At 63.4% G+C, this 15421-nt stretch carries 13 protein-coding genes; 6 read left to right on the forward strand and 7 right to left on the reverse strand.

Annotated features, from left to right (window positions below; translation table 11 throughout):
• Positions 1-22: 22 nt before the first annotated feature.
• The 7 genes from C9990_RS25100 to C9990_RS25130 all read right to left on the reverse strand — a co-directional run bounded on the left by C9990_RS25100 (position 23) and on the right by C9990_RS25130 (position 8322).
• Complete coding sequence (locus C9990_RS25100) at positions 23-1033, reverse strand: chemotaxis response regulator protein-glutamate methylesterase (RefSeq protein WP_106804980.1); 1011 nt, start codon at positions 1031-1033, stop codon at positions 23-25.
• On the reverse strand, positions 1030-3315 hold the full coding sequence (locus C9990_RS25105) for a hybrid sensor histidine kinase/response regulator (RefSeq protein WP_106804981.1): 2286 nt from the start codon (positions 3313-3315) through the stop codon (positions 1030-1032). Before C9990_RS25105 ends, C9990_RS25100 begins: the two co-directional genes overlap by 4 nt.
• Positions 3312-4013 carry a chemotaxis protein CheW gene (locus C9990_RS25110; RefSeq protein ID WP_106804982.1) on the reverse strand — a complete coding sequence of 234 codons (702 nt, stop codon included), beginning with the start codon at positions 4011-4013 and terminating at the stop codon, positions 3312-3314. Before C9990_RS25110 ends, C9990_RS25105 begins: the two co-directional genes overlap by 4 nt.
• Complete coding sequence (locus tag C9990_RS25115; protein ID WP_065903205.1) at positions 4010-5272, reverse strand: protein-glutamate O-methyltransferase CheR; 1263 nt, start codon at positions 5270-5272, stop codon at positions 4010-4012. Before C9990_RS25115 ends, C9990_RS25110 begins: the two co-directional genes overlap by 4 nt.
• Complete coding sequence (locus C9990_RS25120; protein ID WP_065903208.1) at positions 5269-5781, reverse strand: chemotaxis protein CheW; 513 nt, start codon at positions 5779-5781, stop codon at positions 5269-5271. Before C9990_RS25120 ends, C9990_RS25115 begins: the two co-directional genes overlap by 4 nt.
• Positions 5781-7403, reverse strand: coding sequence for a methyl-accepting chemotaxis protein (locus C9990_RS25125; RefSeq protein WP_065903210.1), 1623 nt, complete (start codon positions 7401-7403; stop codon positions 5781-5783). Before C9990_RS25125 ends, C9990_RS25120 begins: the two co-directional genes overlap by 1 nt.
• A 211-nt stretch (positions 7404-7614) precedes the next feature.
• The gene (locus C9990_RS25130) at positions 7615-8322 is read right to left on the reverse strand and encodes a tellurite resistance TerB family protein (protein ID WP_106804983.1); all 708 of its coding nucleotides are present in this window, start codon (positions 8320-8322) and stop codon (positions 7615-7617) included.
• 168 nt (positions 8323-8490) lie between these two features.
• On the opposite strand from C9990_RS25130, the gene C9990_RS25135 reads away from it, so the two are divergent.
• The 6 genes from C9990_RS25135 to C9990_RS25160 all read left to right on the forward strand — a co-directional run bounded on the left by C9990_RS25135 (position 8491) and on the right by C9990_RS25160 (position 15322).
• Positions 8491-9402, forward strand: a complete 912-nt coding sequence (locus C9990_RS25135; protein WP_065903213.1) for a LysR family transcriptional regulator — start codon at positions 8491-8493, stop codon at positions 9400-9402.
• Positions 9403-9534: 132 nt separating this feature from the next.
• On the forward strand, positions 9535-10992 hold the full coding sequence (locus C9990_RS25140; protein WP_177410353.1) for a gamma-aminobutyraldehyde dehydrogenase: 1458 nt from the start codon (positions 9535-9537) through the stop codon (positions 10990-10992).
• Positions 10993-11198: 206 nt separating this feature from the next.
• Complete coding sequence (gene ydcS, locus C9990_RS25145) at positions 11199-12350, forward strand: putative ABC transporter substrate-binding protein YdcS (RefSeq protein ID WP_065903220.1); 1152 nt, start codon at positions 11199-11201, stop codon at positions 12348-12350.
• A 207-nt stretch (positions 12351-12557) separates the two neighbouring features.
• Entirely contained in the window at positions 12558-13592 is a 1035-nt protein-coding gene (locus tag C9990_RS25150) for an ABC transporter ATP-binding protein (RefSeq protein ID WP_106804985.1), read from the forward strand.
• A 1-nt stretch (position 13593) separates the two neighbouring features.
• Complete coding sequence (locus tag C9990_RS25155; protein WP_106804986.1) at positions 13594-14523, forward strand: ABC transporter permease; 930 nt, start codon at positions 13594-13596, stop codon at positions 14521-14523.
• Positions 14513-15322: an ABC transporter permease gene (locus tag C9990_RS25160; protein WP_065903232.1), complete on the forward strand. Its 810-nt coding sequence runs from the start codon at positions 14513-14515 to the stop codon at positions 15320-15322. The genes C9990_RS25155 and C9990_RS25160 overlap by 11 nt, the downstream gene beginning before the upstream one ends.
• Positions 15323-15421: the final 99 nt, after the last annotated feature.

Below are 15421 nucleotides of genomic sequence, written 5' to 3' on the forward strand. Positions count from 1 at the left end.
CCAGCACCGCGGGAGGTAGGGCTCATTTCGAAAATACCTCCAGCAATCGGGGCGCAATTCTGTCCAGTGGGCGAATTTCAACAGCAGCGTCAATCGCCGCCGCCGCTTTGGGCATGCCATACACCGCCGAGCTCTGCTGATCCTGGGCGATGGTCAGATATCCTTGTTCTCGCAGTAACTTGAGGCCCTGGGCCCCGTCGCGGCCCATGCCTGTCAGCAGTACGCCGACGGCATCGCCATTCCAGTGGCTGGCCACGCTTTCGAAAAACACGTCGATCGAAGGCCGATAAATCTCGTTAACCGGGTCTGCGGTATAGGCTAGCGTGCCGTTGCGCAATAAACGAATGTGGTGGTTGGTCCCGGCCAGCAGCACCACGCCGGGTTGCGGCGGCTCCCCCTCACGAGCCAGGCGCACCGGCAGGCTGGAGGCGCTGCTCAGCCACTCGGCCATGCCGGCGGCGAAGACCTGGTCCACATGCTGCACCAGCACAATGGCGGCGGGAAAGTCGCGGGGCAAGCCCTTGAGCAGGATTTCCAGGGCAGCCGGGCCACCCGCCGACGAGCCGATGGCAACCAGGCTCTGGCGTTTGCCGGTGCTGCGCGCAGGTGTGGTTTCGGCGCGCACACGGCTGCCGCGCTGGCCAATCAACCAGCCGATATTGAGGATCTTGCGCAACAGCGGCGCCGCCGCATCCTTGGGGTTGCCGACGCCCAGGGGCGGCGTATCCACGACGTCCAGGGCGCCATGGCCCATGGCTTCGAACACCCGGCTGACGTTGGCCTGGCGGTCGACCGTGACGATCACGATGGCGCACGGGGTCTCGGCCATGATCTGCCGCGTCGCCTCGACACCGTCCATGACCGGCATGATCAGGTCCATCAGGATCAGGTCCGGGGTCAGTTCGGCGCAGCGCTGCACCGCTTCCAGGCCATTGCCGGCGACCCACACCACTTCGTGCGCGGGCTCGAAACTCAAGGCGCGGCGCAAGGCCTCCACCGCCAGGGGCATATCATTGACGATCGCAATCCTCATGCCCGCGCGCCTCCAATCAGCTCCACCACGGCGTCCAACAAGGCATCGTCATGGAAACTGGCTTTGGCTAAATAATAGTCGGCGCCGGCGTCCAGTCCACGACGCCGGTCTTCTTCACGGTCCTTGTAGGACACCACCATCACCGGCAACGATTGCAGGCGACTGTCACGGCGCAAGAGTGTGACCAATTCAATACCGTCCATGCGAGGCATATCAATATCAGTGATCAACAGGTCAAAGTCTTCGGAGCGCAACGCGTTCCAACCGTCCATGCCATCGACCGCCACGGCCACTTCATAACCACGATTAAGTAACAATTTGCGTTGCAGCTCACGCACGGTGAGCGAATCGTCCACCACCAGCACGCGTTTGCGCGGTGCTTCGGTGGCCTGCTGGCTGCGCCGGGCAATGCGTTCCAGGCGGCCAGTGTTGAGCAGCTTGTCGACCGAGCGCAGCATGTCTTCGACGTCGACGATCAATACCACCGAGCCGTCGTCCAGCAAGGCGCCGGCGGAAATATCCTGGACCTTGCCCAGGCGGTCATCGAGCGGTAACACCACCAGGGTGCGCTCGCCGATGAAGCGTTCCACGGCGATTCCGTACACGGCATCACGTTCGCGGATCACCACCACTTTCAAGGTTTCGTCATTATTCTGCCCCGCCGGGCGCTGCAACAACTGGCTGGCGGCCACCAGGCCGACATGCCGGCCCTCGTGCCAGAAATGCTGGCGGCCTTCCAGTTGCACGATGTCGTCGGGCGCCAGGTCGCACATGCGTTCTATATGGGCCAGCGGGAACGCGTAGGCTTCTTCGCCGACTTCCACCACCAGGCTGCGCACCACCGACAGGGTCAGCGGCACCTCCAGATGGAAACGACTGCCCTGCCCCGCCGTCTGCTCCAGCACCACCGCACCGCGCAATTGGCGGACCATATGCTGCACCGCATCCAGGCCGACACCCCGCCCGGACACTTCGGTGACCTTGTCGCGCAGGCTGAACCCCGGCAGGAACAGGAACGTCAGCAGCTCCTCTTCGCTCAGGCGCTGGGCAGTTTCCAGCGGCGACAGGTGCCGGTCGACGATGGTGCCGCGCAGGCGCTCCAGGTCAACGCCGTTACCGTCATCGCTCAACTCCAGCACCAGCAGGCCGGCCTGGTGAGACGCGCGCAAGCGGATCAGGCCCTCGGCCGGCTTGCCCGCCAGCAGGCGCTGCTCGGGCATTTCGATGCCGTGGTCGACGGCATTGCGCAGCAAATGGGTGAGCGGCGCTTCGAGCTTCTCCAGCACGTCGCGATCAACCTGGGTCTTTTCGCCCTCGATCTCCAGGCGCACCTGCTTGCCCAGGCTGCGGCCGAGGTCGCGGACCATGCGCACCTGCCCGGCCAATACGTCGGCAAACGGACGCATGCGGCACGCCAGCGCGGTGTCGTAGAGCACCTGGGCGCGCTGCCCGGCCTGCCAGCCGAACTCGTCCAGCTCGGCATGTTTTTCTGCCAGCAGCGCCTGGGCTTCGCTCAATAGCCGACGGGTATCGGCCAGGGCTTCCTGGGCTTCGAGGTTCAAGTCCACGGTCTTGAGCTGGCCGTCCAGCGTATCCAGGGCCCGCGCGCTCTGGCTTTGAATGCGTTTGAGGCGCTGCAGGCTGGCGAGGTATGGCTTGAGCCGCTGGGTTTCGACCAGGGACTTGCTCGACAGGTCGAGCAGGCTGTTCAAGCGCTCGGCGGTCACGCGCAACACGCGTTCGCCGCCTTCGGTCATGCGTTTGTTCTGGCGCGCAGGCTCGCTGGTGACGGGTGGCGCGGGCTCGGGCTCCGGCGGCAGCTCCTCGACGATGGGCGCCGGGGCCGACTCAGGCGGCGGCGGGGCTGACGGGGCGACCTTGGCGCTCAGTTGCGACGGATCGAGCAGGCGCTCCATCAGCGCCACATACGCCTCGATATCCGCCGGCCCGACGTCATTGCCCGGCGTGGCGATGCGCATCAACAGGTCGGTGCCTTGCAGCAACGCATCAATGTGCTCGGGTTGCAGATACAGGCGACCTTCCTGGGCGCTGACCAGGCAATCCTCCATGACATGCGACACGCTGACCCCGGCGTCCACCCCGACAATCCGCGCCGCGCCCTTGAGCGAGTGCGCGGCACGCATGCAGGCTTCGAGCTGGTCGGCCTGGGTCGGGTTGCGTTCCAGGGCCAGCAGGCCCGCGCTCAATACCTGGGTCTGCGCATCGGCTTCCAGGCTGAACAGCTCCAGCAGCGAGGCATCGCGCATCTGGTCGGGGGTCATGTGAGGCTCCGGGTCACGGCGGACAACAATTGCGCCTCGTCCAGCCAACGCAGGCTGCGGCCTTTCCACTGCAACACACCTTGGGTGAAGCGGCCACTGGCCTGGCTGCCGGGCGCTGACGCGGCCTTCAAGGTGCGCTCATCGATGGCATGGATGCCGTCGACTTCGTCCACCGGCACCACCACCGGGCCATCTTGCGCGGCAATGATCAGCATGCGCGGCATGATCCGGCCACCGCTGGCGCCACTGCCGGTGTTGTCCAGGCCCAGCAGTTCCACCAGCGACAGGCACGCCACCAGCGCGCCGCGTACGTTGGCCACGCCGAGCAAGGCACGGGAACGCTGGTGCGGCAGGGAGTGGATCGGTTGCAACGTGGCCACTTCCACCAGGCAACGGGTGGCGATGCCCAGCCACTCTTCGCCCAGGCGGAATATCAGCAGCGAGCGCGTGACCACCTCGGCGCCATGCTCGACCACTGCCTGTGGCCGACGGTCGTCCTGCTGCAAGGCATAGCGATCCAACAGGCGCGTGGCGGCTGCCGAGTACACCGAGCAATTGCGGCAATGGATGTGGTCCGCCAGCAGCGGGCAGGATTTGTCACCATGGATGCCGATGCGGTTCCAGCAATCGTCGATGGCTTGCGTGTCAGCCAGGGTCAGGTCCAGGCCGGTGGTGTCGAGCGCGTCGGGGCTACTCATGGTTTGTGCTCACTGTCAGCTCGCTCGCTACGCGCGGCCCGCGCCTGCAGGCGGCGGGCTCCCGCGCTGTCGCCCTGGGACTCCAGCAAGGCGGCCAGGTGCATCAAGGCCTGCGAATGCTGGGGCTCCAGGTACAAGGCTTTTCGATAATAGCCCTGGGCTTCCAGGGCACTGCCGGCCACATCGCTGAGCAGCCCCAGCCAGTAAAACACCTGGGCGGCCGGCGGGTGGTGATTCAAATACTCTTCACACGCGGCCCGCGCCTCCAGGCTCTTGCCTTCGTTGGCGAGGGTGGCGATGCGGCTGAGCAAGGCGGCGGCATCGGACGGCGCGGCCTTGATCGGTATGACCTGCGCAGTGGCGACAGTACTGAACGGGCGCGGCCTGACCGGAAGCGGCGCCGCGCTGCGCTGCGGGATGGGTGCTGGCAGCGGCACGAACACCGGCGCAGGCTGCTGCGGCTCAGCCTGCCGACTGAAGGCAAACGACTGCGCCGCACCGATCGAACGCATGCCATGGCGCCCCAGCAGGCTGCCCTCGGCGGGGCCGATAAACAGTACGCCGTCAACGTGGGTGAGGCCCTTGAGTACATCGAACACTTGTTTCTGGGTCGCCTGGTCGAAGTAGATCAGCAGGTTGCGGCAGAACACGAAGTCGTAGCTGGCCTCATTGGCGAGCAACGCCGGGTCGAGCAGGTTGCCGACTTGCAGGCGCACTTGCTCACGCACCCGCTCGGCGATGTGGAACCCGTCGCCGTGTTCCACGAAGTGGCGGTCGCGAAAGGCAATGTCGCCCCCGCGAAACGAGTTCTTGCCGTACACCCCGCGCCGGGCACGCTCCACCGACAGCGGGCTGACATCCATGCCCTGCACCTTGAACTGATGCGGTGCGAGGCCCGCGTCCAGCAGCGCCATGGCAATCGAATAGGGTTCTTCGCCAGTGGAACACGGCAGGCTGAGGATACGCAGCGCGCGCATCTGCTTGATCTCGACCAGGCGCGCCTTGGCCAGGCGGGCCAGGGTCACGAAGGATTCGGGGTAACGGAAAAACCAGGTTTCGGGGACGATCACCGCTTCGATCAGCGCCTGCTGCTCGTCATGGGAGCTTTGCAGGTGCTGCCAGTACTCGCCCGCCGTCTGCGCCTGCAAGGCCTGGCTGCGCTGGCGCACGGCACGCTCGATGATGGCTTCGCCCACGGAGGCGACATCGAGACCGATGCGCTCCTTGAGGAAGGCAAAGAAGCGCGGATCGTTGCTCATAGGCTCAGCTCGGCGGAGAACAGCAACGCACGCACCGGCTCGGTGAGCAATTCATTCACGCCGATCCACTGCATCAAGCCCGCGGCGTCTTCACGCACCAGTCCCAGGTACGGCGCCTCGCGGTTGTCCAGGCCATAGGGCTTGAACTCGCTGAGGTCACACCGCAGGGTGTCGGTGGCCTGTTCCAGGATCAACCCCAGCCAACGGGCTGCAACCCAGGGTTCGGGCTGGTAGTTGACGAGCACCAGCCGCGTGCTGGTCCGCGCCTGGGCCGGCTGACCAAACGTCAGCGCACTGAGGTCGATGACCGGCACCAACGCACCGCGATGGGCAAAGATGCCCGCCACCCACAGCGGCGCATGGGCGATGGGTTTGAGAGGCAGGCGCGGCAGCACCTCGGCCACTTCGGTGGCCCTTAATGCAAAGCGCTCGTCGCCGATGTGAAACACCAGGAACAAAGCCTTTTTCGCTGCCGGGACGGCGCCGCGTTTAGCCGCGAGGTCGCTCATCAGACTTTGAAACGCGACACGCCGCTGCGCAGGCCCACCGCCACCTGGCTCAGCTCATCAATGGCAAAGCTGGCCTGGCGCAGGGATTCCACAGTCTGGCTGCTGGCATCGCCCAGTTGCACCAGGGCGTGATTGATCTGCTCGGCACCGGTGGCCTGGGCCTGCATGCCTTCGTTGACCATCAATACCCGCGGCGCCAGCGCCTGCACCTGATGGATGATCTGCGACAGCTGCTCGCCCACTTGCTGTACTTCGAACATGCCCCGGCGCACTTCCTCGGAGAACTTGTCCATGCCCATCACCCCCGCCGACACCGCCGACTGGATCTCGCGCACCATCTGCTCGATGTCATAGGTGGCCACGGCCGTCTGGTCCGCCAGGCGGCGCACTTCGGTGGCCACCACGGCAAAACCGCGCCCGTACTCGCCAGCTTTCTCCGCCTCGATGGCGGCGTTGAGCGACAGCAGGTTGGTCTGGTCGGCAACCTTGACGATGGTGACCACCACCTGGTTGATGTTGCCGGCCTTCTCATTGAGGATCGCCAGCTTGGCGTTGACCAGGTCGGCGGCGCCCATTACCGAATGCATGGTTTCTTCCATGCGCGCCAGGCCCTGCTGGCCGGAGCCTGCGGCCACCGAGGCCTGGTCGGCGGCGGTGGAGACTTCAGTCATGGTGCGCACCAGGTCCTTGGACGTCGCGGCGATTTCCCGGGAAGTCGCGCCGATCTCGGTGGTGGTGGCCGCGGTTTCAGTCGCGGTCGCCTGCTGTTGCTTGGACGTCGCGGCAATCTCGGTCACCGAGGTGGTGACCTGCACCGACGAGCGCTGGGCCTGGGACACCAGGGCCGTCAGCTCGGTCATCATGTCGTTGAAGCCGGTTTCGACTGCGCCGAATTCATCCTTGCGCTCCAGGTTCAGGCGCTTGCTCAGGTCGCCGGTACGCATGGTTTCGAGGATGTCGACGATGCGCTGCATCGGCGCCATGATCGCGCGCATCAGCAGCAGGCCACACAGGCCGGCCGCGAGGATGGCGATGATCAGCGAAACGGCCATGCTGATCTTGGCCGACAGCACCGACTCGTCGATGGCCGCCGTGGCACGGTCGGACACGTTCTTGTTTTCCGTGATGATGTCATTGAGCTTCATGCGACCTTCGGTCCAGATCGGCGTCAATTGCTCCTCGAGCAATTGGTTGGCCCCCGGCAGGTCATTGGCTTGCACGCGCTCCAGCACCTGCGCCAGGACTTTGTTGTAGTTGATGTGCGCCGCCTTGAAGTTATCGAACTCCATGCGGTCAGCCTGGCCATGAATGGTTTTTTCGTAGTTGGCCATCTGCAGTTCAATACGCGTCTCGAAGGACTTGTAGTCGTTCTTGTCGGTATTGGTGAAGGTTTTATCCTCGCGCAGGCCAATGATGTCGATGGTCTGCAAATAGCTGTCGACCCAGGCGCTGCGGATCATCGAGCTGAGGTACACCCCGGGCACCGCGTCGTCGCGGACCGCTTCCTGGCTGGCTTCGATCTTCAGCAACCGTGAGTAGGACACCACGACCATCAGCAGCATGATCGCGATAATGACCGCAAAGCTCGCCAAAATCCGTTGGCGCAAGGTCCAGTTCTTCACAGTAATTCCTCGAAGGGCCATTCAAATGGAGGGGAGTATAGCTGAGCAGAAGCCCTCATTAATCAACGGGTTTTGCTGTAGTGATCACAGAATGCAAATGTGGGAGAGGGCCTGCTCGCGAAGGCGCAGGGTCAGTCAATAGATTCGATGACTGACCAGCGCATTCGCGAGCAGGCCCACTCCCACAGTTTGATCGCTTCAGGGCAGGGGTTTATTGCGCCAGCCGCACCTGTTTTTCCAGCTCGATCTTCAAGCCAGGCTCCAGCTTGAGTTGCCGCGCCAGCTCATCGAGGTAGGCCTTCTCCATGAAATTCTCCTCATCCACCAGCATCACGCTGGCGATGTACATCTCCGCGGCCATTTCCGGGGTGCTGGCGGCGCGGGCCACATCGGCCGGGTCCAGGGGTTTGTTCAGTTCGGCGTGCAGCCAGCTGTGCAACTCGCGGTCATCGTCCAGCTTGGTGAATTCACCTTCGATCAGCGCGCGCTCGCGCTCATCCACATGCCCGTCCGCCTTGGCGGCGGCTACCAGGGCCTTGAGGATGCCCTGGCTGTGTTGCTCGACTTGGGCCGGTGGCAAACGGTCGATGGTTTGCGGTTCGCCTTGAGGTGCGCTGGCCTGGTTTGCCTGCCAGTTGCCATAGGCTTTATAGGCAATGACGCCCAACGCGGCGAGCCCGCCGTAGGTCAGGGCCTTGCCGCCGAACTTGCGGGCTTTCTTGTTCCCCAGCAGCAGGCCCATGGCCCCGGCCGCCAGGGCGCCGCCACCGGCACCGCCGAGCAGACTGCCAAGGCCACCACCGCCCAGCAGTCCGCCAAGGGCGCCTTTGTCGTCCGGCTTGCGCTGGTCGCCGGCCTTGTTCTGCAACATGTCCTGGCCAGACTTGAGCAGTTGATCGAGCAATCCACGGGTATTCATTCGCAGCCTCCAGACACTTGGGTTCGTAGGACCAATAGGCTCCCAGCGTAAAACTAAGTGCCAAAAAGCCCCGATCTAGAGTGCTTCCAGATGTAACGCCACTGCCGTTCGCTTAAATCGATATACACTCGAATAAATCTATAAAAACACCCCACTGGTAATTCCAGCATGATGACCTTGCGTCAAATCCGGCATTTCATCGCCGTGGCCGAGACGGGCTCGATCTCCGCCGCCGCGCAAACCGCGTTCATTTCCCAGTCGACCCTGACCCTGGCCATCCAGCAACTGGAGCAGGAAATCGGCGTCAACCTGTTCAACCGCCACGCCAAGGGCATGACCCTGACCCACCAGGGCCATCAGTTCCTGCGCCAGGCGCACCTGATCCTTGCCACCGTCGACAACGCCAAGCGCAGTCTGCAGCAGAGCACCGACCAGGTTGCCGGCCAGTTGATCATCGGCGTGACCAGCCTGGTTGCCGGTTATTACCTTGCCGACCTGCTGACCCGTTTCCAGCGCGCCTATCCGAATGTGGAAATCCGCGTGATGGAGGATGAACGCCCGTACATCGAGCATTTGCTGGTCAGCGGCGAGATCGACGTGGGGGTGCTGATCCTGTCCAACCTCGAAGACCGCCACGCCCTGCAGACCGAAGTCCTCACCCACTCGCCTCATCGCCTGTGGCTGCCGGCGCAGCACCCGTTGCTGGAGCACGACAGCATCAACCTGGCCGATGTGGCGCGCGAGCCATTGATTCAGCTGAATGTCGACGAAATGGGCCACAACGCCCAACGCCTGTGGACTGCAGCCGCGCTGCAACCACGCGTGACCTTGCGCACCGCTTCCACCGAAGCAGTGCGCAGCCTGGTGGCTGCCGGCCTTGGGGTGTCGATCCAGCCGGACATGACCTACCGGCCCTGGTCCCTGGAAGGCGACATTATTGAAGCGCGGCCAATTGCAGACCTCAGCCAGACCCTCGACGTGGGCCTGGCCTGGCGCCGTGGCACCGCGCGCCCGGCGCTGGTGGACCCGTTCCTGACCGTGGCCCGCGAACAGCCGCATCCGCGCAAGCCATCTATTTAATCGAATGCTGCATTCAGTATTTAGTATTTGTTGACCTCGCGCCCGACCTCTACTCTCAGCTCATCCATAAGAGAAGGTCAGGCGCCTTGTAAGAGAACGCCCATGGCCACACAAGAAAAGAGATCGCGAAAAATGTCCGGCGCGCCCACCCCGCTGCTCACTGCGTTGCTGATCGACGGCGAACTGGTCCAGGGCCAGGGTTTTGTCGAGCCGATCCTCAACCCGGCCACCGGTGAAGTCCTCACCCAGATCGCCGAAGCCAGCACCGAACAGGTCGAAAGCGCCATCCTCGCCGCGCACCGCGCGTTTGCCGGCTGGTCGCGGACCACGCCGCAGCAACGCTCGATCATCCTGCTGGGCATTGCCGACGCCATCGAAAAACAAGCCGACTACCTCGCTCGCCTCGAATCACTCAATTGCGGCAAGCCCTTGCACCTGGCGCGCCAGGATGACTTGAGCGCCACCGTCGATGTGTTTCGCTTCTTCGCCGGGGCCGTGCGCTGCCAGACCGGCCAGCTCAGCGGCGAATACCTGCCGGGCTACACCAGCATGGTGCGCCGTGACCCAATTGGCGTGGTCGCCTCTATTGCACCGTGGAACTACCCGCTGATGATGGCCGCGTGGAAGATCGCCCCCGCCCTGGCCGCCGGTAATACGCTGGTGTTCAAGCCGTCGGAACATACGCCGCTGTCGATCCTGGCCCTCGCCCCCGTCCTTAAAGAACTGCTGCCGCGCGGGGTCATCAACATTCTGTGTGGCGGCGGCGAAGGCGTCGGCAGCCATTTGGTCAGCCACCCCAAGGTGCGCATGGTGTCGCTGACCGGCGATATCGTCACCGGGCAGAAAATTCTGCAAGCCGCGTCGAAAACCCTGAAACGCACGCACCTGGAACTGGGCGGCAAGGCCCCGGTGATCGTCTGCAACGACGCCGACCTGCAAGCCGTGGTCGAAGGCGTGCGTGCCTACGGCTATTACAACGCCGGGCAGGACTGCACCGCGGCCTGCCGCATCTACGCCCAGGCCGGTATCCACGACAAATTGGTCGCCGAGCTTGGCGCGGCCGTCAGCAGCCTGCTCTTTGCCGGCAAGCGTGATGCCGACAACGAACTCGGCCCGCTGATCAGCACGCGCCAGCGTGACCGCGTCGCCAGTTTTGTCGAGCGCGCCCTCGGCCAGCCGCATATCGAGCGGGTCACGGGTGCCGCCGTGCATTCCGGTGCCGGCTTCTATTACCAGCCGACACTCCTCGCCGGTTGCAAACAAAACGATGAGATCGTGCAGCGCGAAGTCTTCGGCCCGGTGGTCACCGTGACCCGCTTCGATGAGCTGGAACAGGCGGTGGACTGGGCCAACGACTCCGAATACGGCCTGGCCTCGTCGGTATGGACGCAGAACCTGGACAAAGCCATGCAGGTGGCGGCGCGCCTGCAATACGGCTGCACTTGGATCAACAGCCATTTCATGCTGGTCAGCGAAATGCCCCACGGCGGCTTGAAGCGCTCGGGGTATGGGAAAGATCTGTCCAGCGATTCGCTTCAGGACTACAGCGTGGTGCGGCACATCATGGCTAGACATGGACATCAGCTATAAGCGGCAAGCTGCAAGCTGCAAGCTGCAAGTAAAAGCGGATCTGCTTTTGCTTTTGCTTGCGGCTTGCAGCTTGCAGCTTGCAGCTTGCAGCTTGCGACTTGTGGCTTGTGGCTTGCGGCTCAGCCCCAAGAGCTACGCTAAAACAATAATCAACCCGTATACCTGTTTTTACTGCCCCGACCATAATTAAAGAAGAGGGAATCCCCATGTCCGCGCACAAGACCGCACTGCTCAGTGCCCTGACCACCGCGCTGCTGGCCAGCGCCAGCCTTCAGGCCGCCGAACCGCTGAAAGCGGTGGGGGCAGGTGAAGGCCAATTGGATATCGTCGCCTGGCCCGGCTATATCGAACGTGGCGAAAGCGACAAGGCCTACGACTGGGTCACCGGTTTCGAGAAGGAAACCGGTTGCAAGGTCAACGTGAAAACCGCCGCCACCTCTGACGAAATGGTCAGCCTGATGGCCAAGGGCGGTTATGACCTGGTCACCGCATCCGGCGATGCCTCGTTGCGGTTGATCGTCGGCAAGCGTGTGCAGCCGATCAACACGGCGTTGATCCCCAACTGGAAAAACCTCGACCCGCGCCTCAAGGATGCGCCGTGGTATGTGGTCGGCCAGCAAACCTACGGCACCCCGTACCAGTGGGGCCCGAACGTGCTGATGTACAACACCAACGTGTTCAAGACCGCGCCCACCAGCTGGAACGTGGTGTTCGATGCGCAGAACCTGCCTGACGGCAAGCCGAACAAAGGCCGCGTGCAAGCCTACGACGGTCCGATCTACATCGCCGATGCGGCGCTGTATCTCAAGTCGACCAAGCCGGAGCTGGGCATTCAGAGCCCTTACGAACTGACCGAAACCCAGTACAAGGCCGTGCTTGAACTGCTGCGCGCCCAGCAGCCGTTGATCCACCGCTACTGGCACGACACCACTGTGCAGATGAGCGACTTCAAGAACGAAGGCGTAGTGGCCTCCAGCGCCTGGCCGTATCAGGTCAACGGCCTGGTCAACGAGAAACAGCCGATCGCCTCGACCATTCCCAAGGAAGGCGCCACCGGCTGGGCCGACACCACCATGCTGCACACCGAGGCCAAGCACCCCAACTGCGCCTACAAATGGATGGACTGGTCGCTGCAGCCGAAGGTCCAGGGCGATGTCGCGGCCTGGTTCGGCTCGCTGCCGGCGGTGCCTGCGGCGTGTAAAGAGAGCGAGCTGCTCGGCGCCGAAGGCTGCAAGACCAACGGGTTCGACCAGTTCGAAAAGATCGCTTTCTGGAAAACCCCGCAGGCTGAAGGCGGCAAGTTCGTGCCGTACAGCCGCTGGACCCAGGATTACATCGCGATCATGGGTGGGCGCTAAGCACTCCCAGGCGACACCGGCCCCATGTGGGAGCGGGCTTGCTCGCGAAAGCGGACTTTCAGTTGATTCATCGGTGACTGACACACCGCATTCGCGAGCAAGCCCGCTCCCACATTTCGACCGAGTCGCCCTCAACACCGCGTTAATTTTTTCAGAAGTCCAGGCCGGGCCGCTGCGACGACCCGCGCCTTTTTGGAGCACCGCACCATGACGCTTGCAGTCCAATTCACCCACGTTTCCCGTCAGTTCGGCGAAGTGAAAGCCGTTGACCGGGTTTCCATCGATATCCAGGACGGCGAGTTCTTTTCCATGCTCGGCCCTTCCGGCTCAGGCAAGACCACGTGCCTGCGCCTGATCGCCGGGTTCGAGCAGCCGAGCGCAGGCTCGATCCGTATTCATGGCGAGGAAGCCGCCGGCTTGCCGCCGTATCAGCGTGACGTCAACACCGTGTTCCAGGATTACGCGCTGTTCCCGCATATGAATGTGCGCGACAACGTCGCCTACGGCCTCAAGGTCAAGGGCGTCGGCAAGGCCGAGCGCCTCAACCGCGCCGAAGAAGCCCTGGGCATGGTCGCCCTCGGCGGCTACGGCGACCGCAAGCCAGTGCAGCTCTCCGGCGGCCAGCGCCAACGGGTGGCACTGGCCCGCGCACTGGTCAATCGCCCGCGTGTGCTGCTGCTCGATGAGCCGCTCGGCGCCCTCGACCTCAAGCTGCGCGAGCAGATGCAAAGCGAGTTGAAGAAGCTGCAACGCCAACTCGGCATCACCTTTATCTTCGTGACGCACGATCAGACCGAAGCGCTGTCGATGTCCGACCGGGTGGCGGTGTTCAACAAGGGCCGCATCGAACAGGTCGACACCCCGCGCAACCTGTACATGAAGCCGGCCACGTCGTTCGTCGCCGAATTCGTTGGCACCTCCAATGTGCTTCGCGGCGAGCTGGCCCAACGCCTCAGCGGCACCCCGCAACCGTTCTCGATCCGCCCGGAACACGTGCGCTTTGCCGAAGGCCCGCTGGGTGCCGGTGAGGTCGAAATCAGCGGCCTGCTGCACGATATCCAGTACCAGGGCAGCGCCACCCGCTATGAACTGAAACTGGAAAACGGCCAGGCGCTGAACATCAGCCAGGCGAACAACCAATGGCTGGATACCAGCAGCGGCCACCAGGTCGGCCAGACCGTCACCGCGCGCTGGGCGCGGGAAGCCATGACCCCGCTGACCGACATCGCAGGCGAGGTGTGAGATGACTTCGGCCCTTTCCCAACCGCCGATGCGCAGGTTTTCCAACCTGCTGTACCGCAAGCCCAACCTGTACCTGGCAATGTTGCTGGTACCGCCGCTGATCTGGTTCGGCGCGATCTACCTGGGCTCACTGCTGACCCTGCTGTGGCAAGGTTTCTATACCTTCGACGACTTCACCATGGCGGTCACGCCGGACCTGACCCTGGCCAACTTCGCCGCCCTGTTCCAGCCGTCGAACTTCGACATCATCGTGCGCACCCTGAGCATGGCGATCGTGGTGTCGATCGCCAGCGCCATCGTCGCCTTCCCGATCGCCTACTACATGGCGCGCTACACCACGGGCAAGACCAAGGCGTTCTTCTATATCGCGGTGATGATGCCGATGTGGGCCAGCTATATCGTCAAGGCGTATGCCTGGACCTTGCTGCTGGCCAAGGGCGGCGTCGCACAGTGGTTCGTGCAGCACCTGGGGCTGGAACCGCTGCTGCAGTTCGTACTGGGCATTCCCGGCGTGGGCGGCAGCACCTTGAGCACCTCGCACCTGGGGCGCTTCATGGTGTTCGTGTACATCTGGCTGCCGTTCATGATCCTGCCGATCCAGGCCTCGCTGGAACGCTTGCCGCCGTCCCTGCTGCAAGCCTCGGCGGATCTCGGGGCCAAGCCGCGCCAAACCTTCATGCAGGTGATTTTGCCGCTGTCGGTGCCGGGCATTGCCGCCGGCTCGATCTTCACGTTCTCGCTGACCCTGGGCGATTTCATCGTGCCGCAACTGGTGGGCCCGCCGGGCTACTTCGTCGGCGGCATGGTGTACGCCCAGCAAGGTGCCATCGGCAACATGCCCATGGCCGCCGCGTTCACCCTGGTACCGATCGTGCTGATTGCGGTTTACCTGTCCATTGTCAAACGCCTGGGGGCCTTCGATGCACTCTGAAAAAGCTTCGTGGAGCCTGAAAATAGCGGCTTGGGGCGGGTTGGTTTTCCTGCACTTCCCGATCCTGATCATCTTCCTCTACGCCTTCAACACCGAAGAAGCCGCGTTCAGCTTTCCGCCCCAGGGCTTTACCCTGAAGTGGTTCAGCGTGGCCTTCGCCCGGCCCGACGTGCTCGAAGCGATCAAGCTGTCGCTGCAGATCGCGGCCATCGCCACGTTGATCGCCATGGTGCTCGGCACCCTGGCCTCGGCGGCGCTGTATCGCCGCGAATTCTTCGGCAAGCAAGGCGTGTCGCTGATGCTGATCCTGCCGATTGCGCTACCGGGGATCATCACCGGTATCGCACTGCTGGCGACGTTCAAGACGCTGGGCATCGAGCCCGGGATGTTCACCATCATCGTCGGCCACGCGACCTTCTGCGTGGTGATCGTCTACAACAACGTGATCGCGCGCCTGCGGCGTACTTCCCACAGCCTCATCGAAGCCTCGATGGACCTGGGTGCCGACGGCTGGCAGACCTTCCGCTACATCATCATGCCCAACCTCGGCTCGGCGCTGCTGGCCGGCGGCATGCTCGCGTTTGCGCTGTCGTTCGACGAAATCATCGTCACCACCTTCACCGCCGGCCACGAGCGCACCTTGCCGCTGTGGCTGCTCAACCAGCTCAGCCGGCCACGGGATGTGCCGGTGACCAACGTGGTCGCGATGCTGGTGATGCTGGTGACGATGTTCCCGATTCTCGGTGCCTACTACCTGACGCGCGGCGGTGAAAGCGTGGCCGGGAGTGGCGGTAAATAACTGACAACCCATTGCTACTGTTGAAACACGGTCAATGTGGCAGCTGGCTTGCCTGCGATAGCGGTATCAACTGAACCACCGCAATCGCAGGCAAGCCAG

The organism is Pseudomonas sp. S5D5 (genome assembly GCF_003013355.1).
Taxonomy (GTDB): domain Bacteria; phylum Pseudomonadota; class Gammaproteobacteria; order Pseudomonadales; family Pseudomonadaceae; genus Aquipseudomonas; species Aquipseudomonas aylmerensis.